The sequence below is a fragment of the Gimesia chilikensis genome (assembly GCF_007744075.1).
In the GTDB taxonomy this organism is placed as follows: Bacteria; Planctomycetota; Planctomycetia; order Planctomycetales; family Planctomycetaceae; genus Gimesia; species Gimesia chilikensis_A.
Genome location: NZ_CP036266.1, coordinates 2,362,162 through 2,388,054 on the forward strand (window position 1 = coordinate 2,362,162; position 25,893 = coordinate 2,388,054).

General features: G+C 53.2%; 22 protein-coding genes. 11 read left to right on the forward strand and 11 right to left on the reverse strand.

Annotation, left to right across the window (positions count from 1 at the left end):
* Positions 1 to 19 precede the first annotated feature (19 nt).
* The 7 genes from HG66A1_RS09035 (at position 20) to HG66A1_RS09065 (ending at position 4,592) form a co-directional block, all read left to right on the forward strand.
* The gene (locus HG66A1_RS09035) at positions 20 to 316 is read left to right on the forward strand and encodes a hypothetical protein (protein WP_145182355.1); all 297 of its coding nucleotides are present in this window, start codon (positions 20 to 22) and stop codon (positions 314 to 316) included.
* A 61-nt stretch (positions 317 to 377) separates the two neighbouring features.
* Complete coding sequence (locus tag HG66A1_RS09040) at positions 378 to 902, forward strand: hypothetical protein (RefSeq protein ID WP_145182357.1); 525 nt, start codon at positions 378 to 380, stop codon at positions 900 to 902.
* 169 nt (positions 903 to 1,071) lie between these two features.
* The gene (locus HG66A1_RS09045; RefSeq protein ID WP_145182360.1) at positions 1,072 to 1,521 is read left to right on the forward strand and encodes a hypothetical protein; all 450 of its coding nucleotides are present in this window, start codon (positions 1,072 to 1,074) and stop codon (positions 1,519 to 1,521) included.
* 83 nt (positions 1,522 to 1,604) lie between these two features.
* Positions 1,605 to 2,201 carry a hypothetical protein gene (locus HG66A1_RS09050; protein WP_145182364.1) on the forward strand — a complete coding sequence of 199 codons (597 nt, stop codon included), beginning with the start codon at positions 1,605 to 1,607 and terminating at the stop codon, positions 2,199 to 2,201.
* An 88-nt stretch (positions 2,202 to 2,289) separates the two neighbouring features.
* A complete protein-coding gene (locus tag HG66A1_RS09055) occupies positions 2,290 to 2,703 on the forward strand; it encodes a hypothetical protein (RefSeq protein ID WP_232106784.1) in 414 nt (137 codons plus the stop codon).
* Positions 2,704 to 2,990: 287 nt separating this feature from the next.
* On the forward strand, positions 2,991 to 3,788 hold the full coding sequence (locus HG66A1_RS09060) for a transglutaminase-like domain-containing protein (RefSeq protein ID WP_145182367.1): 798 nt from the start codon (positions 2,991 to 2,993) through the stop codon (positions 3,786 to 3,788).
* A 105-nt stretch (positions 3,789 to 3,893) separates the two neighbouring features.
* Positions 3,894 to 4,592: an SIR2 family NAD-dependent protein deacylase gene (locus HG66A1_RS09065; protein WP_145182371.1), complete on the forward strand. Its 699-nt coding sequence runs from the start codon at positions 3,894 to 3,896 to the stop codon at positions 4,590 to 4,592.
* Between the two features lie 213 nt (positions 4,593 to 4,805).
* Here HG66A1_RS09065 and HG66A1_RS09070 read toward each other — a convergent pair whose 3' ends face one another.
* The 7 genes from HG66A1_RS09070 to hmpA form a co-directional block, all read right to left on the reverse strand.
* Positions 4,806 to 5,372, reverse strand: a complete 567-nt coding sequence (locus HG66A1_RS09070; RefSeq protein WP_145182375.1) for a hypothetical protein — start codon at positions 5,370 to 5,372, stop codon at positions 4,806 to 4,808.
* A gap of 1 nt (position 5,373) precedes the next feature.
* The gene (locus HG66A1_RS09075) at positions 5,374 to 5,631 is read right to left on the reverse strand and encodes a hypothetical protein (protein WP_145182378.1); all 258 of its coding nucleotides are present in this window, start codon (positions 5,629 to 5,631) and stop codon (positions 5,374 to 5,376) included.
* A gap of 95 nt (positions 5,632 to 5,726) precedes the next feature.
* Complete coding sequence (locus HG66A1_RS09080; RefSeq protein WP_145182381.1) at positions 5,727 to 6,224, reverse strand: hypothetical protein; 498 nt, start codon at positions 6,222 to 6,224, stop codon at positions 5,727 to 5,729.
* A 92-nt stretch (positions 6,225 to 6,316) separates the two neighbouring features.
* Positions 6,317 to 6,727, reverse strand: coding sequence for a hypothetical protein (locus HG66A1_RS09085; RefSeq protein WP_145182384.1), 411 nt, complete (start codon positions 6,725 to 6,727; stop codon positions 6,317 to 6,319).
* 16 nt (positions 6,728 to 6,743) lie between these two features.
* Positions 6,744 to 7,028: a hypothetical protein gene (locus tag HG66A1_RS09090; RefSeq protein ID WP_145182387.1), complete on the reverse strand. Its 285-nt coding sequence runs from the start codon at positions 7,026 to 7,028 to the stop codon at positions 6,744 to 6,746.
* Positions 7,029 to 7,210: 182 nt separating this feature from the next.
* Positions 7,211 to 7,507 (reverse strand): hypothetical protein, encoded by a 297-nt coding sequence (locus HG66A1_RS09095; protein WP_145182390.1) that lies wholly within the window; start codon positions 7,505 to 7,507, stop codon positions 7,211 to 7,213.
* A gap of 928 nt (positions 7,508 to 8,435) precedes the next feature.
* A complete protein-coding gene (gene hmpA, locus HG66A1_RS09100; RefSeq protein ID WP_145182393.1) occupies positions 8,436 to 9,701 on the reverse strand; it encodes an NO-inducible flavohemoprotein in 1,266 nt (421 codons plus the stop codon).
* Between the two features lie 129 nt (positions 9,702 to 9,830).
* Here hmpA and HG66A1_RS09105 point away from each other — a divergent pair, with 129 nt between their 5' ends.
* The 3 genes from HG66A1_RS09105 (at position 9,831) to HG66A1_RS09115 (ending at position 11,309) form a co-directional block, all read left to right on the forward strand.
* Positions 9,831 to 10,250: an RrF2 family transcriptional regulator gene (locus tag HG66A1_RS09105; protein ID WP_145182396.1), complete on the forward strand. Its 420-nt coding sequence runs from the start codon at positions 9,831 to 9,833 to the stop codon at positions 10,248 to 10,250.
* Positions 10,251 to 10,285: 35 nt separating this feature from the next.
* Positions 10,286 to 10,501 (forward strand): DUF3565 domain-containing protein, encoded by a 216-nt coding sequence (locus HG66A1_RS09110; protein WP_232106859.1) that lies wholly within the window; start codon positions 10,286 to 10,288, stop codon positions 10,499 to 10,501.
* Positions 10,502 to 10,763: 262 nt separating this feature from the next.
* Entirely contained in the window at positions 10,764 to 11,309 is a 546-nt protein-coding gene (locus HG66A1_RS09115) for a DUF3365 domain-containing protein (protein ID WP_145182399.1), read from the forward strand.
* 125 nt (positions 11,310 to 11,434) lie between these two features.
* Here HG66A1_RS09115 and HG66A1_RS09120 read toward each other — a convergent pair whose 3' ends face one another.
* The 3 genes from HG66A1_RS09120 to HG66A1_RS09130 all read right to left on the reverse strand — a co-directional run bounded on the left by HG66A1_RS09120 (position 11,435) and on the right by HG66A1_RS09130 (position 17,136).
* Positions 11,435 to 12,295 carry a DNA alkylation repair protein gene (locus HG66A1_RS09120; RefSeq protein WP_145182402.1) on the reverse strand — a complete coding sequence of 287 codons (861 nt, stop codon included), beginning with the start codon at positions 12,293 to 12,295 and terminating at the stop codon, positions 11,435 to 11,437.
* Positions 12,296 to 12,390: 95 nt separating this feature from the next.
* Complete coding sequence (locus HG66A1_RS09125; RefSeq protein ID WP_145182405.1) at positions 12,391 to 16,398, reverse strand: serine/threonine protein kinase; 4,008 nt, start codon at positions 16,396 to 16,398, stop codon at positions 12,391 to 12,393.
* 117 nt (positions 16,399 to 16,515) lie between these two features.
* On the reverse strand, positions 16,516 to 17,136 hold the full coding sequence (locus HG66A1_RS09130) for an ECF-type sigma factor (protein ID WP_145182408.1): 621 nt from the start codon (positions 17,134 to 17,136) through the stop codon (positions 16,516 to 16,518).
* A 352-nt stretch (positions 17,137 to 17,488) separates the two neighbouring features.
* On the opposite strand from HG66A1_RS09130, the gene HG66A1_RS09135 reads away from it, so the two are divergent.
* Positions 17,489 to 21,610, forward strand: coding sequence for a hypothetical protein (locus HG66A1_RS09135; protein ID WP_145182411.1), 4,122 nt, complete (start codon positions 17,489 to 17,491; stop codon positions 21,608 to 21,610).
* Between the two features lie 82 nt (positions 21,611 to 21,692).
* Here HG66A1_RS09135 and HG66A1_RS09140 read toward each other — a convergent pair whose 3' ends face one another.
* Positions 21,693 to 24,431, reverse strand: a complete 2,739-nt coding sequence (locus HG66A1_RS09140; protein ID WP_197997058.1) for a PVC-type heme-binding CxxCH protein — start codon at positions 24,429 to 24,431, stop codon at positions 21,693 to 21,695.
* Positions 24,432 to 25,893 lie beyond the last annotated feature (1,462 nt).

Sequence of the window (25,893 nt, forward strand, 5' to 3'; positions counted from 1 at the left end):
TCCGAAATAGAATAGCCCCATGGTCGGTATTCAAGATGAATTTCTGCCTTTGAGTGTGATCTCGGGATTTCCTCCTGTACTAGCTCCGGAAGATGCTCTCGCGCTGATTCGTCGGTGCCGGGAACAGCAGGTGCGGGTGCTGGGGATTGATGGCTTTCATGTGTTTGATCAGAGTCAACAGCCTGACATGGGGGAAAGTATCGACTATTCCAGGCTGGGTGATACTGTTGAGGACTGCTGGAACGCAGCCGAACAGTTTCTGTCTGAGCGAATGCGGAGCGGGTTATATTTTGAAGTGGTGACCGCGGACCAGTAAGGGATCCACTGTCCTTTGCGGTGGTTGAGCTATCTGCCCTTGATATGTACTGGTACTGGGAATGCTTCGATTTCGAATTTCAAAATATGATCCCCGCTTACGAGATAACCAGGGGAGGTATCTTAAGCCAGAATGGACGAGTATTTCTGATATTGGACGAACGTTTGCAGGAGAGGTGCTTACGGCTGAGGCGTACTTGAAGGTCGAAGATGCCTATGTTGTGGCGATCAGGGATTTCCTGTCTGCGTGCCAGATTGACTTGGTCAGGGTGACGGATCTGGAAACGCGGGCGGATCTCAGTTCCGACTGCGACAGACTCACGTTGGCTGCCCGGGGAGTTTCCCTTTCGGATGTGCAAGCTCTCCGAGAAGGGGCATTGATACCTGTCGAGACGCTGGAGCCGGTATTGCGGGCGGCCCTGCGGGAACTGATCTGGTTTCGCTTGTCAGGACGCGACGGGGGCTATGTGCATTTCGGGTATGACTATTATGTCTATTTCGGATGCGAAATTGATCCCGGGGAAGTGACCCTCACGGAACCTCCCGCGGACCTTTTTCGCGAAGCGTTTACATCGCCTTATGCTTGAGCTGCGCGAAACGGACTCTGATTGCCGTTCCTGCTTTGACTGGCAGGATGCATTTGTTTATTATGGGGCAATGTCTGGCCAGCAGGCTGGAATCTCGGTTCGAAGACATCTTTCCTGAAAAGGTGATGTCGGTCAATCAGCAGTTGTCTGAAACAGGGGGCAGGGAGTGATGGAAAACGAGCGGCCTGAGAAAATTGCCATTGAACATGATGATTATCATGCCAGGCACATTGGTCGGACCGGCGATGGTCGTCAATTCTTTCTGACGACGCCGTTTGAACCAGCTTACCCGAACAGGGAGGGATGCGAGTATATCGCCCTGTTTCTGTTTGACCTGGACGGGAATTTAATCGAATCCCGGGTTGATACCCTGGGCCCGCGGGCGACCCTGGATGCCGATGCCTGTCGCGAAAAGTATGATTCGCGTCTGAATGAACTGGGGGAAGTGGACTTTCAACGAATCGAAGTCAAGCCGTTCGCGATCAATCACAATGGTGTCGAGATGGGGCTGATTGTCCGCGAGCCCGAAGAGGAAGAAGATGAATGGGCGGTCGAACTTCAGCCGGGAAACTATATGGCTTTTTTCGAGCCCTGGGACAGTGGTGTTTATGATACCTGATTTTATTATTCAGACTTAACAGAACTGCAGTCTAGCTTGATTCCAAAAAAGGGATGTAGGGAATCTGACTGAGGGGGTTTGGAATGTCCTTTATCCATGTTGAACGCCCGACAAACGGTCATGTTATTACCAGGTTTTATAAATGGCACAACTACAACTACCGCTTTCCCGATGGATGCGAACTGCCTCTGCAGGTCCAGTATGCCTGGTGTCATGGTTGCGAGTTATTTGTCGAAGCAGAGAAGCTATTTACAACGCAAGAGATACAGCAGAAAATTGAGAATCTGAGTATCAAGCCGGAAGAATGGCTGCAAGACATTCAGAGTAAAATGCCGGAGTTCGCGGAATGGATCCAGACGCAGGAAATCGATGGAAGACCAATGTTGGAAGTTCGAGTTGAAGAACGCAGACAGCGGCGCGAATCGTGGATCTCTGCCCTGAACTGGTTCGATAAACGGAAGTCGACAGCACGTTGTCTCGAATGTGGCTCGATGACGGCGATCAAGGTGCTCCCTTGGCATGAAGTGATCCCCCACCCCTATGGTGAGGGGGTGGTCGAACTCACATTCGATGCTACGATTGTAGACGGACCTTTACCGACATGGACTCCGCCTCCAATTTATTTTGATTTAGAGGGAAACAGGCTGACTGCTGCAGAGGACGATTCTGATAAGGGTTAATCAATCCTTCCCCACGTTATTGCAGACCGGTAAAATGGTTCCTGTCGGCAACTCTTTCCTGATTCTATTAAAGGCGTGGATGCCGCTGATGGAGCGTTTTCTTTTTCTGCTGCGGGTGCTGTGGGCACTGCCGAATACGTTGCATGGGCTGGCGATCGGCGGGGTGGGGCTCTGCTTTGGTGGACGGGCGCGTGTGCGGGGGCCGGCGATTGAGTTTTATGATGGTGGAGTCAAATGGTTGATTCAGCGGCTGCCGCATGGTCAGTTTACGCTGGCGTTGACACTGGGGCATACGATCCTGGGACAGACGGATGCGTCGCTGGATATTTCACGGAAGCATGAAGCCGTGCATGTCAGGCAGTACGAACGCTGGGGGCCGTTCATGCTGCCCGCTTACTTTCTGTCGTCGGTGTATATGTGGCTGACTGGCCGTCGATTCTATCGTGATAATCCGTTCGAGCGGGAAGCCTATGACGCCGACGGCGGGGGGCAGGATGCCTGATTTCCTCCGTGAAGATGACGAGAAACGTTGCGAGGCGATTGTCGCGTGGGGCTTTGAGTGTTAATCTCAGGGGCAGGCTCGCACATCTTTATGCCAGGTAGTGGTTCTTATTTCGAACGGTCCAGACCAAAGTCGTTTCAACCGGGGCTAAGGCCCTGCGGCTAATTTGGATATTTCTGTAGATGCAGTCCGGCAATCGAGAGTAACAGCAGACCCCTGGACTCGTTGCATACAACTAAATAAACACTACCGGGGCGATTCCTGGTCTCTAACGGAAAACGAACGACATGTGGCTGCACGCTTCCTGTAAACTGGACTTTGAAATTCCCGTCGCGACTCCCTTTATTCTGATGCTGCGTCCGCGGAGTGGCAGTCAGCAGTGGGTGGCCCGCGAGCAATACATGTTGAACCCCGGTACCGAGGCGGTTGAGTTTACCGACCAGTTCGGTAATCTGTGTCAGCGGCTGGTGGCGCCGGCGGGTTTCTTTTCGATTCAGACCGCCTTTGATATTGAAGTGGCCGACAGCTCTGATGTCGCGCACGGGGCACCGTTTGTGCCTGTGGAACAGCTGCCGGATTCGACGCTGCCGTTCCTGCTGCCCAGCCGGTATTGTGAATCGGATCGCTTTACGCAGATGGCAGCGACACTGGTGGAAGGTGTGAATCCGGGTTATGACCAGTGCGCCAAAATTGTGGAGTACATTCAGAATTCACTGGCCTATACACCGGGTGAGGGGCAGGAAATCATCAGTGCGACTGAGGTAAATCAGAAAACACAGGCCGTCTGTCGTGATATGGCACACCTGGGCATCGCCTGCTGTCGGGCGCTTTCGATTCCCGCGCGGATGGTGGTGGGCTACCTGGAACCACTCCGGCCGATGGATCTGCATGCCTGGTTTGAAGCGTATGTCGGCGGTCGCTGGTACACGTTCGATCCAACACAGACGACGCTGGCCGGGGGACGCGTGGCGATTGCCTATGGCAGAGATGCCGCGGATGTCGCCGTCTATACGCAGTTTGGAGATCCAGTGGAGATCTTGAATATGGAAGTGCATGTGGAGCAGATTTCGGCACCGACTGACTGAGGTGGGGGCGATTGACTCACTGAACTTTTCTCAGGCAGGCGTGTCAGAGACACATTGTGCAGGTGAAAAGAAATGAACCCCGTGAAAGTCAGAGAGAGAACAGAGATGTCTGATCCGATTGATCCGAATAAAGTTGTGGTGTTGACGGGGGCCGGGATCAGTGCCGAGAGCGGGTTGGCGACGTTTCGGGATATGGGCGGTCTGTGGGAGCAGTACGAGATCACCGAGGTGGCATCGCCCGAGGCCTGGGAAGCGAATCCGCAACTGGTGCTGGATTTTTATAATGCGCGTCGCACGCAGGCGGTGGCGGCTGAACCGAATGCCGCACATCGCGCGCTGGCGGAACTGGAGAGTCGGTATAACGTGGTGGTGATTACGCAGAATGTGGATGACCTGCATGAGCGCGGGGGTTCCTCGAATGTGATTCACGTGCATGGCGAACTGGTGAAAGCCCGCAGTACGGCTGATCCTTCGCTGGTTTATGAAATCGGCGGTAAAGAGATTCAGCTGGGCGATCTCTGCGAAGCGGGTTCGCAGCTGCGGCCGCACATTGTCTGGTTTGGGGAATTCATCCAGAACCGTGATCTCGCAGTTTCGGAAATACGGAGCGCGGGTAAGGTGCTGGTGGTGGGGACCTCGCTGTCGGTGTACCCGGCTGCCGGCCTGCTGAAGCTGGCGCGTTACCAGGCGCAAAAAATCATTGTGAGCCCGGATTTGGACCATGAACCTTATGGTTTTCGCTGGATCAGGGGGACTGCGGTGAAACATGTGCCGCGGATTGTGCAGCGGTGGCTGGAGGGGTAGGGAGGAGTTCTGCGGGTGTTGCCTGTGATCTGCGACTGCCCCTGAATCTTATCTCCAAAGAGAGATTGATCAGGCTGCCTGTCGCCAGGCGGGCGGCCACACAGGGCCGCACCCTACGAATGGGGTTGGTGATCTGATTCTGAATTGTGCGGATTAGCTGGGACCTCCTGTTGCCTGTGGCAATCCCGGATTGCATCCGGGACCACCCCCTGATCAAGGGGATGATTCTGGTTGTGGAGTTTTTTTGATTACGGCTGGTAGCCGGCAGAGTTCCTCATTTCTCTCGTTACTTTGTCGAATCAGCCCCGATACGCTTTCCACCAGGCAAGGCATTCGTCGCAACACGAGGATGTAATGTGGGTACGATTGCCCCAGTACTCGCTGTCCACGGAGAATTCCTGGGGAGTAGGGGGCGTTTTCAGATCTGGCTCGCTCGGCTTCGTCAATGTAACTGATGTCCCAGACTCCTTTATAAATGGGAACCTCGACCTGTTTTAAGGGAATCAGGTGCACGTGACAAACATGAAACGCGTTACGGATTGCCGGCGCATCAAGGGACGCGTATTCGGGATACTCTTTGATGAAAAGATCCCAGACCGGTTGCTGCCAGTATCTGAGCTCTCTGTCCTTTGAGTACAGGTCATTGCAGGCTGTGATGAACTTGCGATACCGGGCGTCGTCATTGAGGAACGACCGGAACCGTTCACGGAGCGCAGCATGGATTGCAGCCTGGATGGGATCGTTCCTGTCGTTTTCAGCCGGTTCTTCGGGGGCTGGCATGTTACGAATGTTCTTTTGGATGAGTGTCTGGTTTCCTGGATCGCCAAATCAAGTATAGCATCCGACCGAGGTAGGCCCCAGAAAATAGAAGTAAAGCCACGGTGAGAAAAAACAGGACCAGATAAAGCCCGCCCGCCGTCAGTTTCAGCAGGCCCGATAAATCGGCACTATCTGGAAGCAGACCGATGGCTGACGGGGCCGTGAGGAGGCCTGCCAGCAGGATGCCGCCGACTGTGACAAAGTCGAGTTTGTGACCCATCGTTTTTCGTTCCTGCCAGAGAGTTTGCTGTCTGTTGCCGATGAAAACGTAGAGGATGACCTACCAGAACATGAGTTATTTAAGAGCGTTGACGGTTACTCCACTGCGCCAGATTCCGTCTTGTTGTCTGCAGTAGCGAAAGTCAGTTCTGCGATGATCTGATTGCACTCCGAGTCAACTGATGTGAGCTTAACTCTGATCTGATCTCCGGGTTGCAAATGATGGCTTTCAGGAAGACGAACTCCGACAATGGGCCCCTGGGGAAGCCGGGCAAAAAGAATGTCCCGTGCCAGACGCTCAACCGTTGCCTGATGAAATGAACCGACCTGAGATGCTTCTGGAAAGTCTGGTCGTTCTGCTGAAACCACTCGCTTTAAAGAGCCCAGATAACAGGCACGTTCGTAAGTCGGGGCATCCATGATCTGTAGCTGAACCCGATCTCCCACGTTAACAACTTCTTCTGTAGTTCGAATCCGGGACCAGCTTAATTCATTGAAGTTGATATATACCGTTTCCTCCTGGTTCGTCTCTGCGTAGGCACCCCAGCTGCCGGTTTCAGTGATTCTGCATGTGACTTGATCGCCTGTGTGCAAGTTGTTCCTCCTCGGTGCTGTGTCGTCGTTCAGGAAACTCCTCTGGATTATACCAGAATCGGCAGGTGAAAACGTACTTATTTCTGAGCCACTCAATCCGGCGAATCAGGCACCCATCCTCCGAGGAAGGGAATCGGCATTTCTCTGCGGATTCTTCTACTGCTGAGACCCAGGTTACGGGCCGCAATCGCCAGTCGGTCTGCGGTCAGTAATGCTTCCTTGCTACGACAGAATAATAGTGCGAAATAACCGTTTCTGATGTCTTCTCTGCAGTCGCCAAATTTAGCACAGCGTGCGGCAAAGAGTTCGAGTGGTTTTTCCAGAGAGGAGCCCAGGAGCTTTCGGGAAAGAGAAAGCTGTGCTGGCTGCTCCAGATCATCAAACTGTTCCAGCAGTTGGATACAGAAATGGTCCTGGGCGTTGGGCCAATTGCTCTGACACCAGTTTGCCTCGTCGAAATCGTTGAGCCGCTGAAAGCTCTCGTAGAGGTTATTAGAATCCATAAGCGTTTCTACATGATCAAAAAATGTCTGTCAGAGTCGTAGAGACTCCTGCAATCATGACGTGCTCTGTCTGTTCGATCGCTTTTAGCACCTGGCGATGAATGCCAGTCGCGGCTTTCGAGTCTGCAAAATCCACCTGGAGATTAATGGCTGGTAAGTTACGAGTGCCTGTCTGTTCTACAGAGAGCACACCTGCCAGCAACGATAGTTTTTGGACGAGCTGTTGAAGCGTGTCTGTCTGACCTGTTGCATCATCCGGCCCTGTGTATCTGAGATCAAATTTGAAAACGGTCTGTTTCATGATCCGATGTCACCAATCTGGGATTCGCTCTTCTGTTCTGGTGTTTTATTCATTACTGATGATAGTCAGTGGTATCTCATGAGTTCCCAGTTCTTTCATGAATGAAGGGGGAAGTTCGAGTTCCAACTGATCTGCATCGATCCATGTTTCAATAATGTAAAACAGCTGAAGGCCGTTTGATTTCAACTCTTCAAATGCTGAGGCCGGAATGGCTGCAGCCAGTCAGCGATCTCTTTCATTTTAAGCGCCAACTCGTGTTCGAGAATCTCATAAGGTTCCGCGTCGCTGATTTCGGAGATATTTCTTTCGTAGAAGACAATCAGCCCGCTTCTACCAGGTTCCCTGTCTGCTATACATTGAAAACCGGTTTGGCCGAGACTGGAAGCGCGATTCAGTGGTTCCAGGAAAATTTCAGATGTAACGATGCGTCTATCGCGAGACTGAGCCGAGAGTACCAGGTTGATAGCTTGGATTGACATGGGGAATTACCTGATTTGTAGATAAGGTTCCAGGAGAGGCTCGCTGATTAAACTTCGTCAAGTCTGTAACTGTTCGCTGTTGACCGTTATTCATTTCTGCCGGTTCTACCCGAAATCCGTTGCCTTGATACATGGCCATTTATCGCTTGATTCTCCCTGAAAGTGATCGATTTTCAGCTCGCCTGGCTGGTGCCGATCTGTAGGATGCGCTGGTTGTCTTTTTTTATGGAGTCTGACCGGCTATGGAAGCGTTTGTTTTCAATCTGTTCTGGATTCTCTGTTCTCGGGTGGACTGTCTGTTGGGGGCGAGTGTGTTGGGGGCGAGTGTGTTGACTGAGGACTCTGATTTTGTGGAAAGGCGCGGGGGTGTCAAGCGAAAATTGTGCTGTGGGCTGCGGGTGAGTGTGCCTGAGTTTTCGGTGAGTTGCATTTCAAATGCTCTGAAAGTGCTCCGAAATGATTTGAAAATGTACGAGACAGTTCGAACCGGTTCTGACTGTTCCGGTGAAAAACTGGAAAAATCGACGGCGATTCAGGTGCATCTGAATGACTTGTGGGCGGTGTTCCAGTGCACGCATCGTCCGCCTCGCGCGCGAAGCACAATTGCAACACTTTATGGTTCGGGAAGTGGGAATCAAGTCTAGTTTGTGCACTGGAAGAGCGAGAACCGGGGGGCAAAAGAGCGGGTGCCTGATGCAGATTTGAAGCTGGGCGCAAAAAAAATGCGTCCGTCGAAGGAAGACACGGACGCATTCCAACACTACGAGAAATATGTTAGCCCTGGTCGTCGAAACCGTAGTGTTAGCGCTCAATGGTACTCCGGAAATCCTGAAGAGCAGAGTACCACATAGACCAGTATCGTCATCAGGCATCCCGGGGGATGAGTGAGATAGTTAATTTCATTACCAATCAGATCAGGGAATGTGAATCAGTGCGAGGCTGTAACCTCCGGTTCGCCTGCGAGTGGGGCCGATTCGATGTCCTGCCGGGGACCGAAAAATTCGAAATGAATTCGATCTGCGGGGACATTCAAGGCTTTCAGGCTCGCGTAGACGTTCTGCATAAATGGTTTCGGTCCACAGAAGTAGAAGTTGGCTTCGTTAAAGGGTGTCCATTCACGCAGGATGTTTTCACTCAGGATTCCTGTTTCGTCGCAGTTCTGATTTTCCAGATCGTCTGCCAGCGGCTGATCGTAGAGTGTGAGCGTGCGGACGTTGGCACCCTGATTGCGGAGTTCCTGAATTTCTGCAGCAAATGCGTGGGACTGGCTGTTACGGGCTGCCTGCAGGAAATAGAGTGGGACTTCGGGCTGAGCCGCGATCAGCGACTGCGCCATCGAGAGCAGGGGGGTCACGCCGACGCCGCCGGCCAGCATGACGGTCGGTGTCTGGCGAGGTTCTGCGGGATCGAGGGTGAACTCACCACAGGGGGGACCGATCTGCAGTGTATCACCCACCTGGACCTGATCGTGCAGGAAAGTAGAGATCAGACCGTCGGGAGCGGCCGCGGTGAGACCGGGTTCGCGTTTGACGCTGATGCGAAACGAGTCCTGTCCCGGCTGGTTGGAGAGACTGTAGTTGCGGGGCGAAGTAGGGGTAGTCGGGTGGTCGATTTTGACCGTGATGTATTGACCCGGGAGCCAGGCAGGCAGCGGTTCGTCATCAGCGGGTTTCAGATAGAAGGAGGTAATGACATCGCTTTCAGGCTCTTTGCGATCGACAACAAAGGAACGATAGCCATTCCAGCCGCCGGCAGCGGTGCGCTGTTCTTCGTAGATCTGCCGTTCGCGTTCGATACAGACGTCTGCGAGCAGCTGATAAGCTTCGCCCACGGCTGCCAGGATTTCGTCGGTGGCAGCGTCTCCCATGACTTCCTTGATGGCAGCCAGCAGGTGTTTGCCGACGATGGGATACTGTTCGGCCTGGATACCCAGCGAGCAGTGTTTCTGAGCGATCAGTTCGACGGCAGGGGTGAGGGCGGCGAGGTTGTCAATATGGGTGAAATAGGCACAGATGGCACCGGCGAGGGCTTTCTGCTGGCCGCCAGAATGCTGGTGGGCCTGGTTAAAAAAGGCTTTGACTTCGGGGTTCCCAGCAAACATCTTCTGATAGAAGACCCGTGTGACGGTTTCCGCGTTGGCGGCGACAACTGGTGTGATTTCCTTGACGATGGCGATGGTTTTGTCACTTAACATTTATGGTTCTCCTGAAGAGCGGCTTGATACCCAAGCGGAAACAGATATACTATACTTGGATGTATAGAATAGATAATTCTATACGTCAAGGTGTATAATTGGAGCTTTTCGTATTTTTTAGGAAAACAGATGCTTTCAAAGACTCATGAATACGCTTTGCGGGCGGCGGCCTGCCTGGCGGGGCAGCCTGGCAAGCCTGCTTCAGCCGATTATCTGGCGGAAAAGACGAAGGTTCCCCGGCGTTATCTGACACGGGTTCTGCAGGATCTGGCGGCAGCGGGGATTGTGAAATCGCGGAGTGGTCCCAAGGGGGGCTATGAGCTGATTCACGATCCTGCAGAGTTGTCGATTCTGGATATTGTCAATGCGATCGCCCCGATGGAGCGGATCAATAGTTGTCCGTTAGGTTTGAAGTCGCATACCAGTCTGTGTCCGTTGCATGCGGAGCTGGATCGCGTGTATGCGGAAGCGGAAGCGGCGTTTGGCAGAGTGACCATTGGGCAGCTGCTGGAATCGACGACAACGATTGTGCCTTTGTGTGAGAGTTAAAGTCTCTCAAGGACAGAGGGACACACTGCGAGGTGATGATGCAGCAACCGATTACGGATTATCAGCAGGACGAATCAGGACACTGGGTGGCGCAGCTGGTTTGTGGTCACAATCAGCATGTTCGCCATGCGCCGCCTTTGGAATCGCGTCCATGGGTTCTGAGTGCAGCAGGACGGGCCGGGATGCTGGGATATCTGCTGGAGTGCAGGAAGTGTGACGAAGGGGCACCCACCGATGCGCGGCCGGGCTGACGTCCCGGGTTTCTATTCCCATTGAAATATTGTTGACAAAATGGACAGGCAGGTCTATATTCGGCAAAAGATGTATCACTTATGCATCTTTGTGAAAAGTATGTAAGAATGCGAAAAGCGACACAACTATGCGAACTTGTGTTAGTGGCTGATGTTACTCTTTCAATGCGCCAGTTGAAGCGGGTGATCTGATCAGGCCGTGGTTTTATGAGATCGACGATATCGTTGATCTCCCCGTTTTTATTTTCTGAAAGGAAACTTCATGCTCAAGACAGGATTGGTTACCAGCCTCGCAGTGACTGCTCTGTTTCTGTTCAATCTGAATCTATCTGGCGCTGACCCGCAGGGGGATAAGGGGGGAGCGGAACAGCCTTCCCCGGCAGCGGTCGAACGGACACGCGACACCGTCAAGATGCTGGATGACATCTACAAGAACGCGGTGGTGTTGATAACGGACAAGTACGTGAATGACGAGGAAGACTTCCCGGCAGGGAGTGCAGCGGTCGAGTTGTTCAGGCGGGTGGGGAAAACCGGTTTTCATCAGGTGCGTCTGATTGATGCGACGGGAGAGCCGTACGAACCCAAAAACGTTGCGAAGAGCAAATTTGAAAAGCAGGGGATCAAGCAGCTGAAAGCGGGCAAGTCTTACTATGAGGCGGTGGTGGTCAAGGATGGAAAACCATACCTGCAGGCGATGACGCCGATTCCGGTGGTGATGAAAAAATGCGTGATGTGTCATCCGCATTATAAAGACGCCAAAGAAGGAGAAGCGATCGGTGCAATCAGTTACGAACTGCCGATCCGGTAATTGGATCGAGTGACACAACGGTTGTCATTCTGAGTGAATGAACGCTGATCCCTGCTGGAAGGTAACAAGCGGGGATCAGCTTTATTCGGTGAAGCGCGGGAAGTGCGTGAAAAATAAGAAGCCGTTCATGTTTTTCTGTCAGCGGCCGCTTTGCGGATGGCGAGGGCTTCGGGAACTTCTTTTTTGGCCGGCAGGCGTACGGCGTGTCTCAAGACCCAGCGGCGATTTTTAATCTGTTCCGGTTTCTGCATGGCCTCAATTTCTGACAGCCATTTATGACAAACTTCGTAGGCGACTTCAGGATGATCTTTGGCGATATCAGCCAGATGATTGGCTACCGAACGCCGCACATAGAGTTCGGAATCGTCCTTGAGACTTTCCAGCAGAGGCAGTGTGTAACCGGGGTCGTCCTGAAAGTCCCGTAACCGCATCGCCCAGGGAAGCCGGGGCCGTGTCCCTTCACTGACGAGACGCCGCACATGGGGGTTGGCATCTTTCGCCCAGCGTTTGAGCTGTTTCAGACTCTTGTCGCGGTGTGCGATCAGAAACGGGCGAATACAGAATTCCGCGGTGAAGCGTTGCGTCAATTCGTAACAGACTTTCAAGCCGCTCTCCAGATGGTCGGCACCATACTCGGCGATCAACTGTGAGTGAGGGAAATAAAAGAACGGCGCCAGCCCGTTTTGCTCGGTCGCCTGCAGCCGGGGACCGAGTGACTTGATGAGTAACGGTGCCAGCTCGTCAAAATCTTCCGGCAGCTGTTCGGCCATCGCGTGTGCGATGTTGAGGGCCCGTTCTTTCAGTTCCAGTTTGTTTAAATTACGTTTGGCGCGTTTCTGGAAAGTGGGGGTGTCGAAGCCCGGGGTTACGTCGGCCAGTGAGACGCCGATCAGCTTCACCAGCTGGCCGTTCATGATTTCTTTAAGAGGCGTACCCTTCATGATCGAGGGGCCGACAGCAAACTGTTGTGCGGGGTGCGGTTTCATGCTGGATATTCTAGTTCAGGTTGCCTGACTGCTCAATCGTTCAATCCGCGGTCTGTCTGTTCTGCTGAGGGAGGCCGCTATTCGTCCGGGGCCGATTACTGTTTATCGTTTTTCTGCTTTTCATTCAGCCAGCGTTTCCCTTCCATGAACTCCGTGTGAAAGGCGGCATAAGGAAACTCACGATCGATCTGCTTTCCTTTTTCGGGAGTTACTTTTGTTCCGGGAGCATTTACGTATCCGTCCGGATGATTGCGGAATAATGCTGTTAATCCCTGATCTGAAAGGTCCGAGTCGGGCAGTTTAATTCCACTGCAGAGTCGTAATACGGGAACATTCGCCAACAGGTCCGCGTTTCTGAGATTCGGTGCTTCTAATCCAGAAAAATCGGGCAGTCGCGACAGTGCCTCTGCATTTTCTGGTGTGATTTCGAAGTCACGCGGTAAGATGACACGAATGGGACGAAACAGTTCGGTTTCTGAGGGCAGAAGAGACTTGTCATACATTTGGGCACTGATCTCGGATTTGTTAATGCTGGTGACAATTTTACATCCCTGCTCAAGCAGTTTGATGGCAGCCTCTCGCGCCACGGGGATTCCCAGGTAGCGATTCATTGAGCCGCCATCAGTATCGATTACCGTCATACCCGGCTGGATTTTTTGCAGTTTGGCAATCAGTTCCGGTTCAAATTTGAGGCCGAAAGAAGCTATGTATAGAAACCGCAGGTTCAATTTTGCAAAACCGGGCGCACGCGCCAGTCCTTCCAATTCCTGAGGAACGGGACTGTAAAGATGCAGTTCTCGCAATCGCGGCATTAATTCCAGAAAACGAAATTCATCATCGACCTGAGCGGCACCGAGTATGAAAGTATCAAGGTGTTCCAGTCCCATGTTGAGGTTCAGGTTTGACGTTTTCAGAGGAGTGCTGTAGATATTAAATTCAGTCGTGTTTTCATTAAAACGCAACCCTTCCAGAGCCTTGGGTTCCAGGTCACAGTTCATCAGATTGAGTGAATGCAGGGTCACCAGACGGCTTAACCGAGACAGACTGGGAAATGTGATCTTCTGATTTGACCTGCTGAAATCAATATCGAGAAGCCGAAATGGTTCTTTCGGAAGTGGCCGTGGTTCCAGCCGACTTCTCAGATATTCAGTTCCTCTGGCTTTCTTGAAGCTGACTTTTCCACCCAGATTGATCACCCATTCTGCTGTTTCCCGTTCGAATGCCAGTTGTGCGTCATCTAAGCGGGGGGACGTCTCTGTTTCAGTCGGCTTGACCTGATTCGGTTTTGATAATTTGAGTTCTTCATAGACAATTTCCAGCCAGCGCCAACCTTTGCCGAAGTTGGAATAGAGCGACAGATAAGGCACATCCTGGTCAAGTTGCTGAGTCAGAGATTTTGTGACTTGAGTGTCCTTGATGTTGAAATATCCGTCGGGATCCTGTTCGGCCAGTTTCAGGAAGGCAGTATCCGTCAGATCTGAACTTTCCAGTTCCACTCCACTGGCGCGTCTTAAACCGGGAACCCCGGTCAGCAGGTCGGCGTTTCGAATTCCCTTCGCTATGAACTTATAATAAAAAGGAAGGGCAGCCAGATCCTCTACAATTTCAGGGGTCAGTTTCATCTCGGGAGTGAGAGAGACTCGACTCAACGAGAAAGCGATCTCTTTCGAAGGCAGATTCTCCCTGGAAAATGTCTGGCTTCCTCGACCTGGTTCGTGACCTTCCATGGTACAACCCAGTTCCAGTAATCTGACAGCCGCGTGTTGAGCGACGGGTTTGCCAAGGTACTGTTCTTCTCTGCCGGAATGGTTTGAAGTAATCGTCATTTCAGGTCGTGCGGTCTGCAGACGTTGAACGATCTCGTCATTAATCTGACCAATTGGCCGCAGTCTCAAAAACCGCAATTTCGATTGTCGTAACAGAGGAGATTCGCCTAGTTCTTTCAGTTCCGCAGGTAAGATATCAACGATTTCCAGAGCTCTGAGGTTTGGCATCTGTTCCAGAAAGGCAAAGTGATCATCAATCTGGGAACCACCCAGTTCCAGTGTATCGACGAATTCAAGTCCCTGAATCTCTTTCAAGTCAGATACTTTTAATTCCGTTTGCAGGATGCGTAAGGTTTCAAATGCCTGTTTCAATACGAGCCCTTTGAGGGCAGCCGACGATACTTTTGCTTGATTCAGGTTCAGTTCCTCAAGTGTCATTAACTGACTGAGGCTGCTCAAATCTGTGAGTGGTTTATTCCGGGATCTTTCAAATGCGATTTCTTTCAGTCGGAATGGTTCATCAGGGAGTTCCTTGATGTCTTTGATGTTAAATTTGAAGTCATGTGCCATGTTGAAACGCACGATGCCCCCCTGTTTGATCAGCCACTCTGTGACTGCCCGTTCCCGGGCAAAGGGTTCGGCAGGATCAGCGACCTGTGGTACAGGTGACCCGGTCTGGTCTGGGGCCGGACTGGTGACCTTTGCTGATTTATCCGGTGTCTGGGACGGCAGCCAGTTCAATCTGATTTCCGCTGATTGGATATCTGCGGGACTGATCTCAAAGCGACCGTTTTTGATGTGAAGACCATTGACTGACGCCAGCACTCTCTGTTCGCTGTCATTGACTTTGATGGTTGTCAGTTCTCCCCAGGGAAGCCGCTGTTCACCAATGCGGAGACTGAGTTCATGTGAACCCGCTTCCTGGGGCCCGTTCCAGCTTCCTGACTTCAGTTCCAGTGGTTGCCCGTCGAGCAGCACCTGGGCCCGCTCGTCGTTTAGAGTTACATGCAGATTACCCTTTGAAGCTGTGGGTTTCAGAAAGGTGATTCCCAACAGTAGTACGGCGATCAGTGCCATGCCTGCGAGAACTCTTCCCGGACTCAGACCTTTTCGAGATGAGACCGCCTGATCGGTCTCAAGCCAGTTTGTGAGGACTTGAGTGACATCCTGCATTGTGGCGTAGCGTTGCTCAGCTGAGCGTGCCATCATTTTGCGACAGATCTGATCGAGCCGCGAATTGATGTCGGGCTGAATGTTAGAGACAGGCCGCGGATCTTTTGTCATGATCTGCGACAGGATCGATGCCGTCGTTCCCTGGAAAGGACGTTGTCCGGCGAGCAGTTCGTACATGATGACACCCAGCGCGTAGATATCGCTGGCCGGGCCAATCTTTTCCAGATCGCCCTCCACCTGTTCGGGTGACATGTAAGACGGGCTCCCCATGATCTGGCCATGTTGCGTAATCTGAGTTGCCTCTTCGTTCTGGCTCATCAATGCCAGTCCGAAATCGGTAATGATGGGCGTACCATCCTCGCGGATCATGACGTTGGCGGGCTTGAGGTCCCGATGCACAATTCCCTGCTGATGCGCGAGGCCCAGCGCCTGGGACAGCTGTTGAATCAGCTCGACGACTTCGACCTGATTGAATTTCTTCCCCTCCTGGAGCAGCGCTGCCAGAGATTCTCCTTCGATGAATTCCATCGTGATATAATGCACGTCATCAATTTCGTCGACGTCGTAGACCGAACAGAGATTGGGATGATTCAGATTGGCAGCCGCCCGTGCTTCGCGGTAAAAGCGGGCAATAAACTGGGTATCGGCGTGTTTGTCGATCTGGGGTAGTTTCAGTGCGACTTTGCGTTCAAGCTGTGTGTCACGGGCCAGGTAGACGCAGCCCATGCCTCCCTCACCCAGGCGGGAGAGGATCTGGTAGCGTCCGAAGGTTGCGGGGAACTGTTCGAAGTGCAGGCGTGATTCTTCCACCGTGCGCAGTCCGGAACTGTCTGCCTGGCCGGAATCGGATTCACCGGCGATCCGGGTTTTCGTTGCGTGCGTTCTGGCAAACAGCCGAGACAACTCGTCCGCGATTTCAGGATGCTCCTGAATCAGCTCCTGCTCACTGATGATTTTACCGGAATCCCGCAGGCGATAATAACGTTCGATCAGAATCAGTTCCTGCAGCAGGATTTCCCGCGTGGGCTGTGCGAAGTCGGCGATCGTGTCTTCCAGAGATGGAGTCTGTCCGCTCTGCCAGGAAAGTTCATATTCCTCGCAGGATTCTTCGATGCGGATCTGGATCTCCGCGGTCAGGTTTTCCAGCTCTGATGGTTGATTCATTTATCCAATCCTTAACTCGTACACTCCGAGTTATCAGCTGGATCGCCTTTGGTTGCCTGTTCCCGACATGTTCTTCCCACAAAAATGAGAAACGAAACAAAAAAGTCGGGACTGGACTCAGACCAGCTCTGATTCCACTTCTTCAGTCCAGATCTGACGTATCAGGACCAGACGCCGTTCCACGCTCCGCTCCATGACACCCACTTTGGCTGCAATCTCTGCATTGGTATAACCTTCCAGCTTCAGCCGGGCGACATCCCGCAGTGAATCTTTACCGAGTACCGCCAGCATCCGATTGGCTTCCTCGGCGGCTTCAACTGCAAGTTCCGGACTGGGGCTTTCCTGAGCCAGTTGATCCAGCCAGTTGTCGGACTCCTCGTTTGATGTACCGGAAACGGTGCGTCTGACGTCCCGTTTCTGTGCGCTCTGACGTCGGTACAGGTTTCGCGTTTTACAGAGAGTGATATTTACTAGTAGCGGCCAGAGGCTGGTGCGGTCATTCAGATTGGGGAACTGACCCGCTTTGAGCCTCACAAAAAAGCTGTTGAATGCGCTGAGGACGGCGTCCTCCTCATCTTCCACCCGACAGAGATCCTTCTGCAAATGCGATCGCGCCAGTTGGACCAGTTGCTCAAAATAGCGGTTCCAGAGCTGCTGCTGCAGGCTGTCTGCTTCACCCCGTTTGAGTTGATCCAGCCAGTTAGTGACAGATCCCTGATTCTCCATGCCCGCTGCCATCGTCTATTCTGAGTAAGGTCGTATTGTGTTGGTCAATTTCAATGCCATCGTCCGCAGACAGGCTGCGCTTTTCCCGGAAAATTCAATTCTTTCAGCTGTCATTCCCTGAATGCCGGGTAAAGCCGTTTTATACCAACTCTTTGACCTGGCGGGATTTGCGACAGCTGGTTTCGAGAATTATCTGATTTCATCAGAAAAAAGAAATCTTCAGCGTCGGGATTGCTGTCGGCACTGCGATTGTACAGCAGGAGCAGAGCAGGCACAACATTTTGATCAGTAATTTACTCGTCAGAAGCAGTGCGGAATTTCACTCAAATCTTGGGTATGACACTTGAAAACGGGAGCTGATACGATGCAGACGGGACGAAGCGCACATTCGATCAAGAGACAGACAGGTTGTCGGGGTCTTCGCTGCTTACTTTTGCTGGTGGTCATCAGCCTGGTTCCCTCACTGGCGTGGGCTGAACATCGTCTCTGGACCAGTGCCGATGGAAAAAATCAGGTGCGGGGAGAACTCAAGGGAACCAATGGAAAGCTGGTCATCCTCGAAAAAGAGTCTGATGGCAAACTGCATCTGCTGCCACTCACAGAGCTCAGTCAGGCTGATCAGGATTTCGTAAGACAAAAATATCCCGATATCTTTGCCAAAGAGAATAATGGCTTACCGCAGGCGACACCTGAGGGGAAAGCAGCTCCTATGGCTCCCGCGATGAATGGAGAGAAACCGGTCCCGACGGGCACTGCACCAGTGGACGGTCGATTCAACTGGGCTCAAGTCCTGGAAGCGTTGCCTCAGTTTAAGCTCAAGCAGCTGGAGGGGGCAGCCATCCTCAGTGATAACGCAGGCCTTTATACACACGAAGAGCAACGTACGCTTCGCACCTCAGCCGATCACATTGGTGCCTTAATGAGTTACCTGGTTGATCGAGAAGGATATGAACTGCTGGCGAAAAAAATGGAAGAGAAAGGTTTTGAGGGGGCGTTCAATACCACAAATGGTAGAGAGCACCAGCGGATCGAGGATTGTTTTCACCTGTTCGAAGACGGCTATAAACTCTTTTATTCGAAAGATGATAAAAATCAGTACTACGATCTGCGTAGTTCACGCGTCAATGATTTTGACAAAGGCGTCCAGGTTGCCAGTGTAATTCGCAAGTATGCTCAGGATTTTCAGATAATCAAATATGCGGGAGAAGCTATTCCCCTGGCGGTCTTTTCACCCGCGACTCTGGATAACTATCTGGAAGATCGGGGAGAATTCCCGTTGCGAGTCAGAGGGAGTTTGAAGCATCTCAAGTTGCGATCGATTTTGAGGGAAGTCTACCTGAACTCCCCTGAAATGCCCTCCGGAATTAAAAAGACTCCTGCAGAAGCACGGGAATTTGCCCGCCAGATCGAAGGCAAGAAGCTGGCATTCCGCAAAGATGTCCTGTTGTCGAATCTCCGCTTCGAGCAGCATCGTCGATTTCTTGGCATGCTCAGAGAAGACTACCTGGTGAATGTGCAGATTATCCGCCTCTCACTCGTAGACGCTGCAGATCCAACCCAGGTAATTCAATCATGGGATGTCAAACCAGCGATCGAAAAGCCGACTGCACCACCGGCTGAAGAAAATCAGGATCTCGCGCAGAAAATGCAACAGCTGGCCAAACAGCATGGCCTGGTAATGTGGAAAGGTTATCCTGCTGTTCGAGCTGATCTGACTTTTTCAGATGAAGTTTATCTGGGTAGCGATCACCGGCGGTTTACCGGGTTTTTAGACCGGGTAGCTCTGGGCTTGAATCCAAAGCATGTGAGTCCGGTTCTCCTGGCGACTCATTTTCCGGAAACCATTGGAACACTCGTCAGTATTCAAAAAAATCGGGCTGGCGGAATACATTCTGCAGACTGGCTGGGAACCAATGAATTCGACAGACGGGATATTCTTAAGCGTTTCGAGCAGAACTATACGGATAAGCTGAGCAAGTACGCGGTCGAGCTGCCGATCCGTTTTGTCGAGATTCGTAAAGTCCTGTTAGGGTTTAATCGCCGGTACGATTTCGAGCGGGAAGGGGTCTTGATAGATCTCCGCAGCGGCAATGAGAATTTTCCGGGGCTGACATCCGGCTCTTTTGACCAGCGGGATGATAAGATCAAGGAGTATTATAGACCCTGCTATGAACAGCAATTCCTGCCTCTGACTCCCGAGCAGGCACGTCCCATGTTCAGCCAGGCAGGGCCGGGAGGTTGTGAGGCCTATCTCACTCGCGTTGTGACCTGGGATCGTATGCAACTGAAAAATGATGATGAAAATAAGCTTCCGCCCGTATCAATTACCACCGAATCCCTTGAACTTTACCAGGACCCCTTTCTGAAAAATCAGCTGGCGACTCTGGAATTTAAGCAGCTGCCTCCTTCAATTTTGAGTGAAGCGAAAGGACAGCTTCTCCCCGGTCCCGATCAGCCGGGCAACCTGGATCAATATTCGCTCTTTCTACTCAAGCACGAATTAGACGGCAAAAATGTCGATCAGGCAGAGCTGGAAAAACTGTTTGAAGATTACCGTTACAATTTTAAATCTCAGGCTCACTCCTTTGGCAGTGATCTGTATCAGCTCAAACAGGCGGAAGAGGCTTATTCAGCTCACGGCACGGCCGACTTGAATGCGGCTCCGCGAGATCCCGCAGAAAAAGCAAAAGACATCAAGGAATGGCAGGACGCGAAAAAGAAAGTGGAACAGCATTTTGTGAATCCCAGTTCGCCCTTCTTTCCTTTGAGTACTTCTCAGCGGAACCTCGATCAGAAACAGCTTCCCGAGTTGAGCAAAAAATGGCACGACTGGATGCGTCAGTGTCTCAAATCCACCGGGCGACGCTTGATCGTTCATGCCGGCATTAAAGTCGATCCTCAATTGCGCGATGTGCAACTCACGGTCTCCCACGGCGGCATACAGAACCCTTATACCTGGGGGCCGACCAGGCCGCTCATCGAACAGGGCATTCCCGCCGATCGGCTTGTAATCCTGCCTTCCCAGGACCATCTGAACCTGGTCAACCTGACTCCCTGTCTGCAACTTGAACAACCTCTGGAAACAACCTTCAAACAGATTCCCGACGACATTCGCGACCATATCCTCGAACGTCTTAATCAGACAGCTCGACTCGAAATGGTTGTCTCCATCGGCGAACCCAGATTGCTCCCAGATTCCTCAGGCAAAGGCCAGGACGGGCTCCTGCTCCCAGCTCAGCTGCATGGGATCCAACTCTTCAACGATCAGAAACTGATTTTTGAATACCGCCTGCCTGAAACCGGTAAGCAGAACAACACAGATCAAACCGCCTCCGTTTCCAAGACTCCTGCTTCAATGCCGGCTGAGAAGAACGCGGTCCCCGCCGACTCCGGTCAAATTGAAACCTTCACCCCCGCAACCAGCCTGCGCTTGATCGCCCGCTACCTGCCCGAATTCGCATCAGCGAATGGCGGCTCGCTGATGTTCAACCGCTGGCGACACGAATCCGATTTCCGTGCCGTCGGCGAACGCTCGAAGTTCGGTCTCAATCCACAGCGTGGCGTTTATTTTCGTCCGCAGGCACCGCGACCCGAAGTCGAGCAGCTCCAGGCCGAATCCGCTGCGTTCGCCAAATGGCTCAGTCGCCCTGAATCCTTACCCGGGAACCGCTATACGCTGCAATTCCCCGCCCGCTTTCTCCCTCTCACCGAAGACGTCAAAGGCCACCGTCGCGCGATGCCCAACGCGAGAGGTTTCACAGCCCTCTCCAACTATGGCAAAGTCCTCTCTTCCATCCGAAGCGAAATCAGCAGCCGCAAGCGAAGTATCGATACGGAAAACTTCATGAACGGCAACGGTTCCGGTCGTTCCAAATCCGGTGGCGGTGGTGGTGGCATCGGCGGCGGTCTCTATATCGGTTCCCCCAATAACGGCACCACAAACACCAAAGAAAAACCGGAAGCGAAAAACAGTAAGCCCTCTGCAAAAGTACTCAAGTATCGTCAGGAAATTGAAGAACTGACGCGTCTCTTAAACTACGTTGAAAGTGCGCAACAGAACTTTTATCTGCACCATATCAGCAACGATTATGGCTTCACCAACCTGCAGGGCAATCTCCAGGCGTATGGCAACAACGATCTCGATGTCATCCGTTTACAGAAGATCTACGAACCCATCTTCCCCGTATTGAATCTGAGTCACCAGATCGTCCTTCCTCAGTCTCTCAACCTCGAACCCGGTCGACGCGACTGGCCCATCGAACTCGAATTCCATATCACAGGCGCCTCCTCCCAGGAGACACCGGTCCAACGCCTCGATCCTGAGATCACAGGCAAATACAGCGAACAGCTCAAACTAGAGGATCACGGCAAATACGTCGTCTTCAATGTCGAAGTCAAAGGGGCCTGGCTCATCGACCAGAAAACAGGCCAGCGATCTCACGCACTGAACCTCGTTCCCCTTACCGAAAAACAAACAGCAAAATAAACTCCGAAGCTGAAACTGCCTCAGCTTCCAATCGAGACGGGACCGTGAAGGGTGCCCCCGTCTCGATTTTTTTTCTCCTCGCTCAATCTGCTGTCTTTTCCCGCGAATGACTCTCCAGAAAAGCGATCAGGTCCCGCAACTCGCGATCCGTCAACGCATGCACGAGACCCTGAGGCATGAAGGAAACCGGCGACTCGACAATCGCTTCCACATCATCCCGATCAAACGTCTTGTTCTGACCGTGAGCATCACGAATCGTCTCCTTCACGTATGACCGCAGCCGGATCCCCGTAAACGTCCTCCCGTCCGTCAGAATGATTGTTCGCGGCTGATATTCCGGAGCCATCTCCCGGCTCGGTTCGAGAATCGAACGCAACAGCCACGCCCGATCCTGCCGATCACCCAGGCTGCTCAAGTCAGGCCCCACCACGTTCCCGCGACCACTGTGTCGATGACAGTGCGCACAGTTCGTCAGCCGGGAATGATGAAACAGCCGCCGTCCGCTCTCCACATCTGCTGCCCCTTGAACCCCTTCAACCGCTTTCAGCCACGCGCCGGTATCAGTCAAAGCAGGGCGGTCCGTTTTCAGTGCGCCCGGATTCACGGCCGCCTCGAACGCATCCTTTGAATCGGGATACGCTTTCGCCAGCGTCTTGATTTGTTTCTTCTGCGCATCGGTCAGTTGGATCGAACGCAGACACCGCAGCGACTCTTCACGAACCACCTGGTCGGAAGAATCCGCCAGCTTCAGCATCAACCCGACCTGCTGTTCCGCCAGCGGCGCCAGGCCCGCAATCGCTTCGGCTCGCAGTACCGCATCCTGTTTTGGATCCGCGGCCAGCTCCGCCAGAATCTTCTGTGACACAATCGGATTCCCCGACAGCGTCCGCACCGCTTCCAGCGACAACTCCGCATCATTCACCGCCAGCAGTTCTTCCAGCATCGCCAGCGTCAGCCCCTTGGGAAACTGTGTCACCACCTGCTGTCCCGCTTTCGGAGCAGACCGCGACTGCGTCGGCAGCATCCGCAAGGCGTACGCCCGAATCTGCGGGGCACTCTGTTTGTCCTTCACGCGGGCCAGCAGCATCTCCGGATTCCGCACGCCGTCCAATGCCTTGCCGTTCAACGTGTTCCACGCCTCAATCGCTGCTTCAAACCGCTGATAATCCAGATCACTCTGCGCCAGCACCTGTTCCACATCAGGCAGATACGCTTTCAAACCCATATCCGAAATCCAGCGGATCGTCTCGAACTGCACGTCCGCGTTCTTGTCCTTCAGGAAGACCGGAATCCACGTTTCCGGCTCCACCTGGGCCAGCTGCAGCGCCAGTACCGCCTGCACCCGTTCCGCCGGCGACCACTTCATGACCTCCGCGGGCGTCCACTTAGACGCTTTATGAGACAACGCCACCAATGCCGCCCGGGCGACAAAAGGATCCTCGTTCTGCGCCAGCTTCAACAGTTCTTTCACAGACTGTGTCGCATGTCCGCTCCGCAGATCCGCTGCCAGCTTCGCCTCTTGCGTCGGCGGTTCCAGTTCCAGCGGCCCCACCCAGTCGGCTTTCGTCAGATCAATCTCAAGCTTCCACACCCGTCCGTAACCATGCGCCTGATACCGTCCATCAACCCAGTCACACAGATACCAGGTCATCACTTTCTGATTTTCTTTAGGAGAAGCCCCGTCCCGTGGGGCGGCCCCGACCTTCGGGGCGGCAGCGATACAACTCGGACGAAAATATCGGCCCCCTTTCACAATCGTGATCGGCTTCGAGGTGAAACTCGCTCCCTGTTGCGTGAGCGGAAAAAAGTCAACGCTGTGATCGCCCCACGAAGGGACCAGCAGACCTCGGCCCAGCGGTGCGATCCCACACGGTGCTTCACCCGAAGGATGAATCATCGGCAGCGTGCCCCGCAACTCACCATTCCAGGCCACAAACGGATGATGGGCTTCCGAACCGTAACCCCTGTCGTAACCATAATCGCCCCCTTCGACAATATGCAGCACGCGACACGGCGGCCGTTCTCCGGGATCGTTCTCCGCAGCGAAGATCTCGCCATCCGCCCGCACACAGATGCCAAACGGATTCCAGAATCCCTCCGCAATCCGCTTCAGCTGTTTGCCGTCTGCAGTACAACGGAAGATGCCCCCTTTGCCCGCGCCGGTAATCTTCGTCCCGTCGGTCCCCGTCAGCGTCCAGTCCTTGGCGAAGTTTTCACCGATCGCAAAAATCAGCTTCCCCCGGTTATCCCACGCCAACCCTTCCAGACCGTTGTGCGGATAGTCTGCTTCACTCTCGAGCACCGCGATGTTCTCTTCGACGTCCGCCTTCCCGTCGCCGTCAGTATCCTTGATCCGCAGAATCCGATCCCGCTCCGCCAGGTACACCCAGCCATCCGGCCCCAGTTCCAGGTCCATCGTCGCATCGGTTGCGTTGTAGAACACCTGTCGCTTCTGTGCCCGTCCCGCTTTGTCCAGATCGGAAAAGATGAGAATCTCATCGTGCTCCGGACCTTCATAATCGTCGGGCCGAAAATGCGTGTGCGTCGCCACCACCCAGACCCGCCCTTGTTCGTCCACATCCACGCCGGTCGGAGTCGACAACTGAGGCTGCTCAGCCACCAGCGACAACGTCACTCCCGGCTGCACCGCTTTCACCTGGGGAGGACGGTCGTCTGCCGGACCTTTGTCCGCGGGACTCTTGTCCGCAGCTTGAGATGACGAGACCAGCATAGACGTAACTAACAACACAAACAGCGACAGCGATTTCATGATGATCTCTCTTTTGAGGGCAGGGGGTGGGCAGTATCTGCAGGCAGCCATCAACGGCTCCTTATAAGCTAACGCACCGCTCCACCCGAGGCAACCGATTCTCACCGCCCGGCGGATGATCATCGTCGCACCACTGACGAAACCCGCACTGCGCACCGGGCACATCTGCACTTGCTGCTGAAATTGAACTTGATCGGCCCCCACCGAAGCGTATGGTAGTTCCCTTCTGGCTCGCGCGCGAGGCACGTCCCCGAGCACCGAAACACGCCCCACCTCTGACCGAAGTTCACCTGCACCTCCGCCGATTTTCACCCCCTGTCTACCGAAACACACCGCACCACTTCGCAATGTCAACCTCGCCCAGTTCAGGGCACACCAGGACAAACCCCGGCCGAACAAGGACAAAATCCAGGCCACACCAGGACAAAATCCGGCCACATCGGGACAAAATTCTGTCTTGACCCCCTCACGCCGATGAAGAAGATAACAGCCAACACCCAGGCCAACCTCACCACATACCCGCACAGCCCAACCCCGTTTCAAATTACAGATCATGTCAACCAACAATCCCATAACCAACTCCCTTCAGGATCAGAGGTTCAAACTGAAAGTTTCAAATCGCCTCATATCGTATTGACCCGTAGGGGCAGAGCCTGCGTGCCTGCCCGCCTCGCGACATTGTCCAGCAACAAGCCTCCAATGGAACGACATCCAGTCCCCCCGTGAGCGGCAAGGCACAATCCGCCGGTAAAAACGGTCGACGCTGCATAAAACACCGGTGGCTAGTGCCATTCCGCTCACAGAAACGAAGTCATCAACCCGTGAGCGGCAAAGCGCTAGCTGCCGGTAACCAGGGTCAACACCGAACACAACACCAGTCACAAAAGTTATCCCACCCACTCACAGCTCCACCCAAAACCGTTTCGTGCCTTTCGAAAATTTCGTGGTAAAAAAAACGGGTAAGTCCGAATACAATTCGGGCCGAGCGCAGCGAGCAGGAAATTGACAGTGTTGCGTACCTGAATAGAAATCCTGGTTTAAAGTCATCCCCTCAAATCAGCCACAACCAGATTCACCAACTCCCCACCCCCAAAAGAAAATCAGCCGCAGGGCCTTAGCCCCGGTTGAAACGTCTTAGTTAAAGCCCATGGAAAATCAGAACCACCACCAACTCCCGAGCGGAAAGGCACAACCCACCGGTAAACACGGTTGACGCTGCATAAATCACCGGTGGCTAGCGCCATTCCGCTCACAAAAACGAAGCCACCAGCCCCTGAGCAGCAAGGCACAACCCGCCGGTAACCAGGGTCAACACCGAATATAACACCAGTCATAAAAGGTATCCCACCCACTGACAGCTCCAACCAGAATCGTTTCGAGAATTTCGTGGTAGAAAATCAAACTCCAAACACCCATTCTACCCAACGGCACCGCCCCACCAACGTGAACATCGCGCATCATTTCCGCCGCGACTGATACCGCACGGCCCCCGCCAGGCAGGCCAGCAACAACA

Excerpts from the sequence above, each read along its gene's own strand:
- HG66A1_RS09035 (WP_145182355.1), top strand. The coding sequence starts at position 20 with ATGGTCGGTATTCAAGATGAATTTCTGCCTTTGAGTGTGATCTCGGGA.
- HG66A1_RS09040 (WP_145182357.1), top strand. The coding sequence starts at position 378 with ATGCTTCGATTTCGAATTTCAAAATATGATCCCCGCTTACGAGATAAC.
- HG66A1_RS09045 (WP_145182360.1), top strand. The coding sequence starts at position 1,072 with ATGGAAAACGAGCGGCCTGAGAAAATTGCCATTGAACATGATGATTAT.
- HG66A1_RS09050 (WP_145182364.1), top strand. The coding sequence starts at position 1,605 with ATGTCCTTTATCCATGTTGAACGCCCGACAAACGGTCATGTTATTACC.
- HG66A1_RS09055 (WP_232106784.1), top strand. The coding sequence starts at position 2,290 with ATGGAGCGTTTTCTTTTTCTGCTGCGGGTGCTGTGGGCACTGCCGAAT.
- HG66A1_RS09060 (WP_145182367.1), top strand. The coding sequence starts at position 2,991 with ATGTGGCTGCACGCTTCCTGTAAACTGGACTTTGAAATTCCCGTCGCG.
- HG66A1_RS09065 (WP_145182371.1), top strand. The coding sequence starts at position 3,894 with ATGTCTGATCCGATTGATCCGAATAAAGTTGTGGTGTTGACGGGGGCC.
- HG66A1_RS09070 (WP_145182375.1), bottom strand. The coding sequence starts at position 5,372 with ATGCCAGCCCCCGAAGAACCGGCTGAAAACGACAGGAACGATCCCATC.
- HG66A1_RS09075 (WP_145182378.1), bottom strand. The coding sequence starts at position 5,631 with ATGGGTCACAAACTCGACTTTGTCACAGTCGGCGGCATCCTGCTGGCA.
- HG66A1_RS09085 (WP_145182384.1), bottom strand. The coding sequence starts at position 6,727 with ATGGATTCTAATAACCTCTACGAGAGCTTTCAGCGGCTCAACGATTTC.
- HG66A1_RS09090 (WP_145182387.1), bottom strand. The coding sequence starts at position 7,028 with ATGAAACAGACCGTTTTCAAATTTGATCTCAGATACACAGGGCCGGAT.
- HG66A1_RS09095 (WP_145182390.1), bottom strand. The coding sequence starts at position 7,507 with ATGTCAATCCAAGCTATCAACCTGGTACTCTCGGCTCAGTCTCGCGAT.
- hmpA (WP_145182393.1), bottom strand. The coding sequence starts at position 9,701 with ATGTTAAGTGACAAAACCATCGCCATCGTCAAGGAAATCACACCAGTT.
- HG66A1_RS09105 (WP_145182396.1), top strand. The coding sequence starts at position 9,831 with ATGCTTTCAAAGACTCATGAATACGCTTTGCGGGCGGCGGCCTGCCTG.
- HG66A1_RS09110 (WP_232106859.1), top strand. The coding sequence starts at position 10,286 with ATGATGCAGCAACCGATTACGGATTATCAGCAGGACGAATCAGGACAC.
- HG66A1_RS09115 (WP_145182399.1), top strand. The coding sequence starts at position 10,764 with ATGCTCAAGACAGGATTGGTTACCAGCCTCGCAGTGACTGCTCTGTTT.
- HG66A1_RS09120 (WP_145182402.1), bottom strand. The coding sequence starts at position 12,295 with ATGAAACCGCACCCCGCACAACAGTTTGCTGTCGGCCCCTCGATCATG.
- HG66A1_RS09125 (WP_145182405.1), bottom strand. The coding sequence starts at position 16,398 with ATGAATCAACCATCAGAGCTGGAAAACCTGACCGCGGAGATCCAGATC.
- HG66A1_RS09130 (WP_145182408.1), bottom strand. The coding sequence starts at position 17,136 with ATGGCAGCGGGCATGGAGAATCAGGGATCTGTCACTAACTGGCTGGAT.
- HG66A1_RS09135 (WP_145182411.1), top strand. The coding sequence starts at position 17,489 with ATGCAGACGGGACGAAGCGCACATTCGATCAAGAGACAGACAGGTTGT.
- HG66A1_RS09140 (WP_197997058.1), bottom strand. The coding sequence starts at position 24,431 with ATGGCTGCCTGCAGATACTGCCCACCCCCTGCCCTCAAAAGAGAGATC.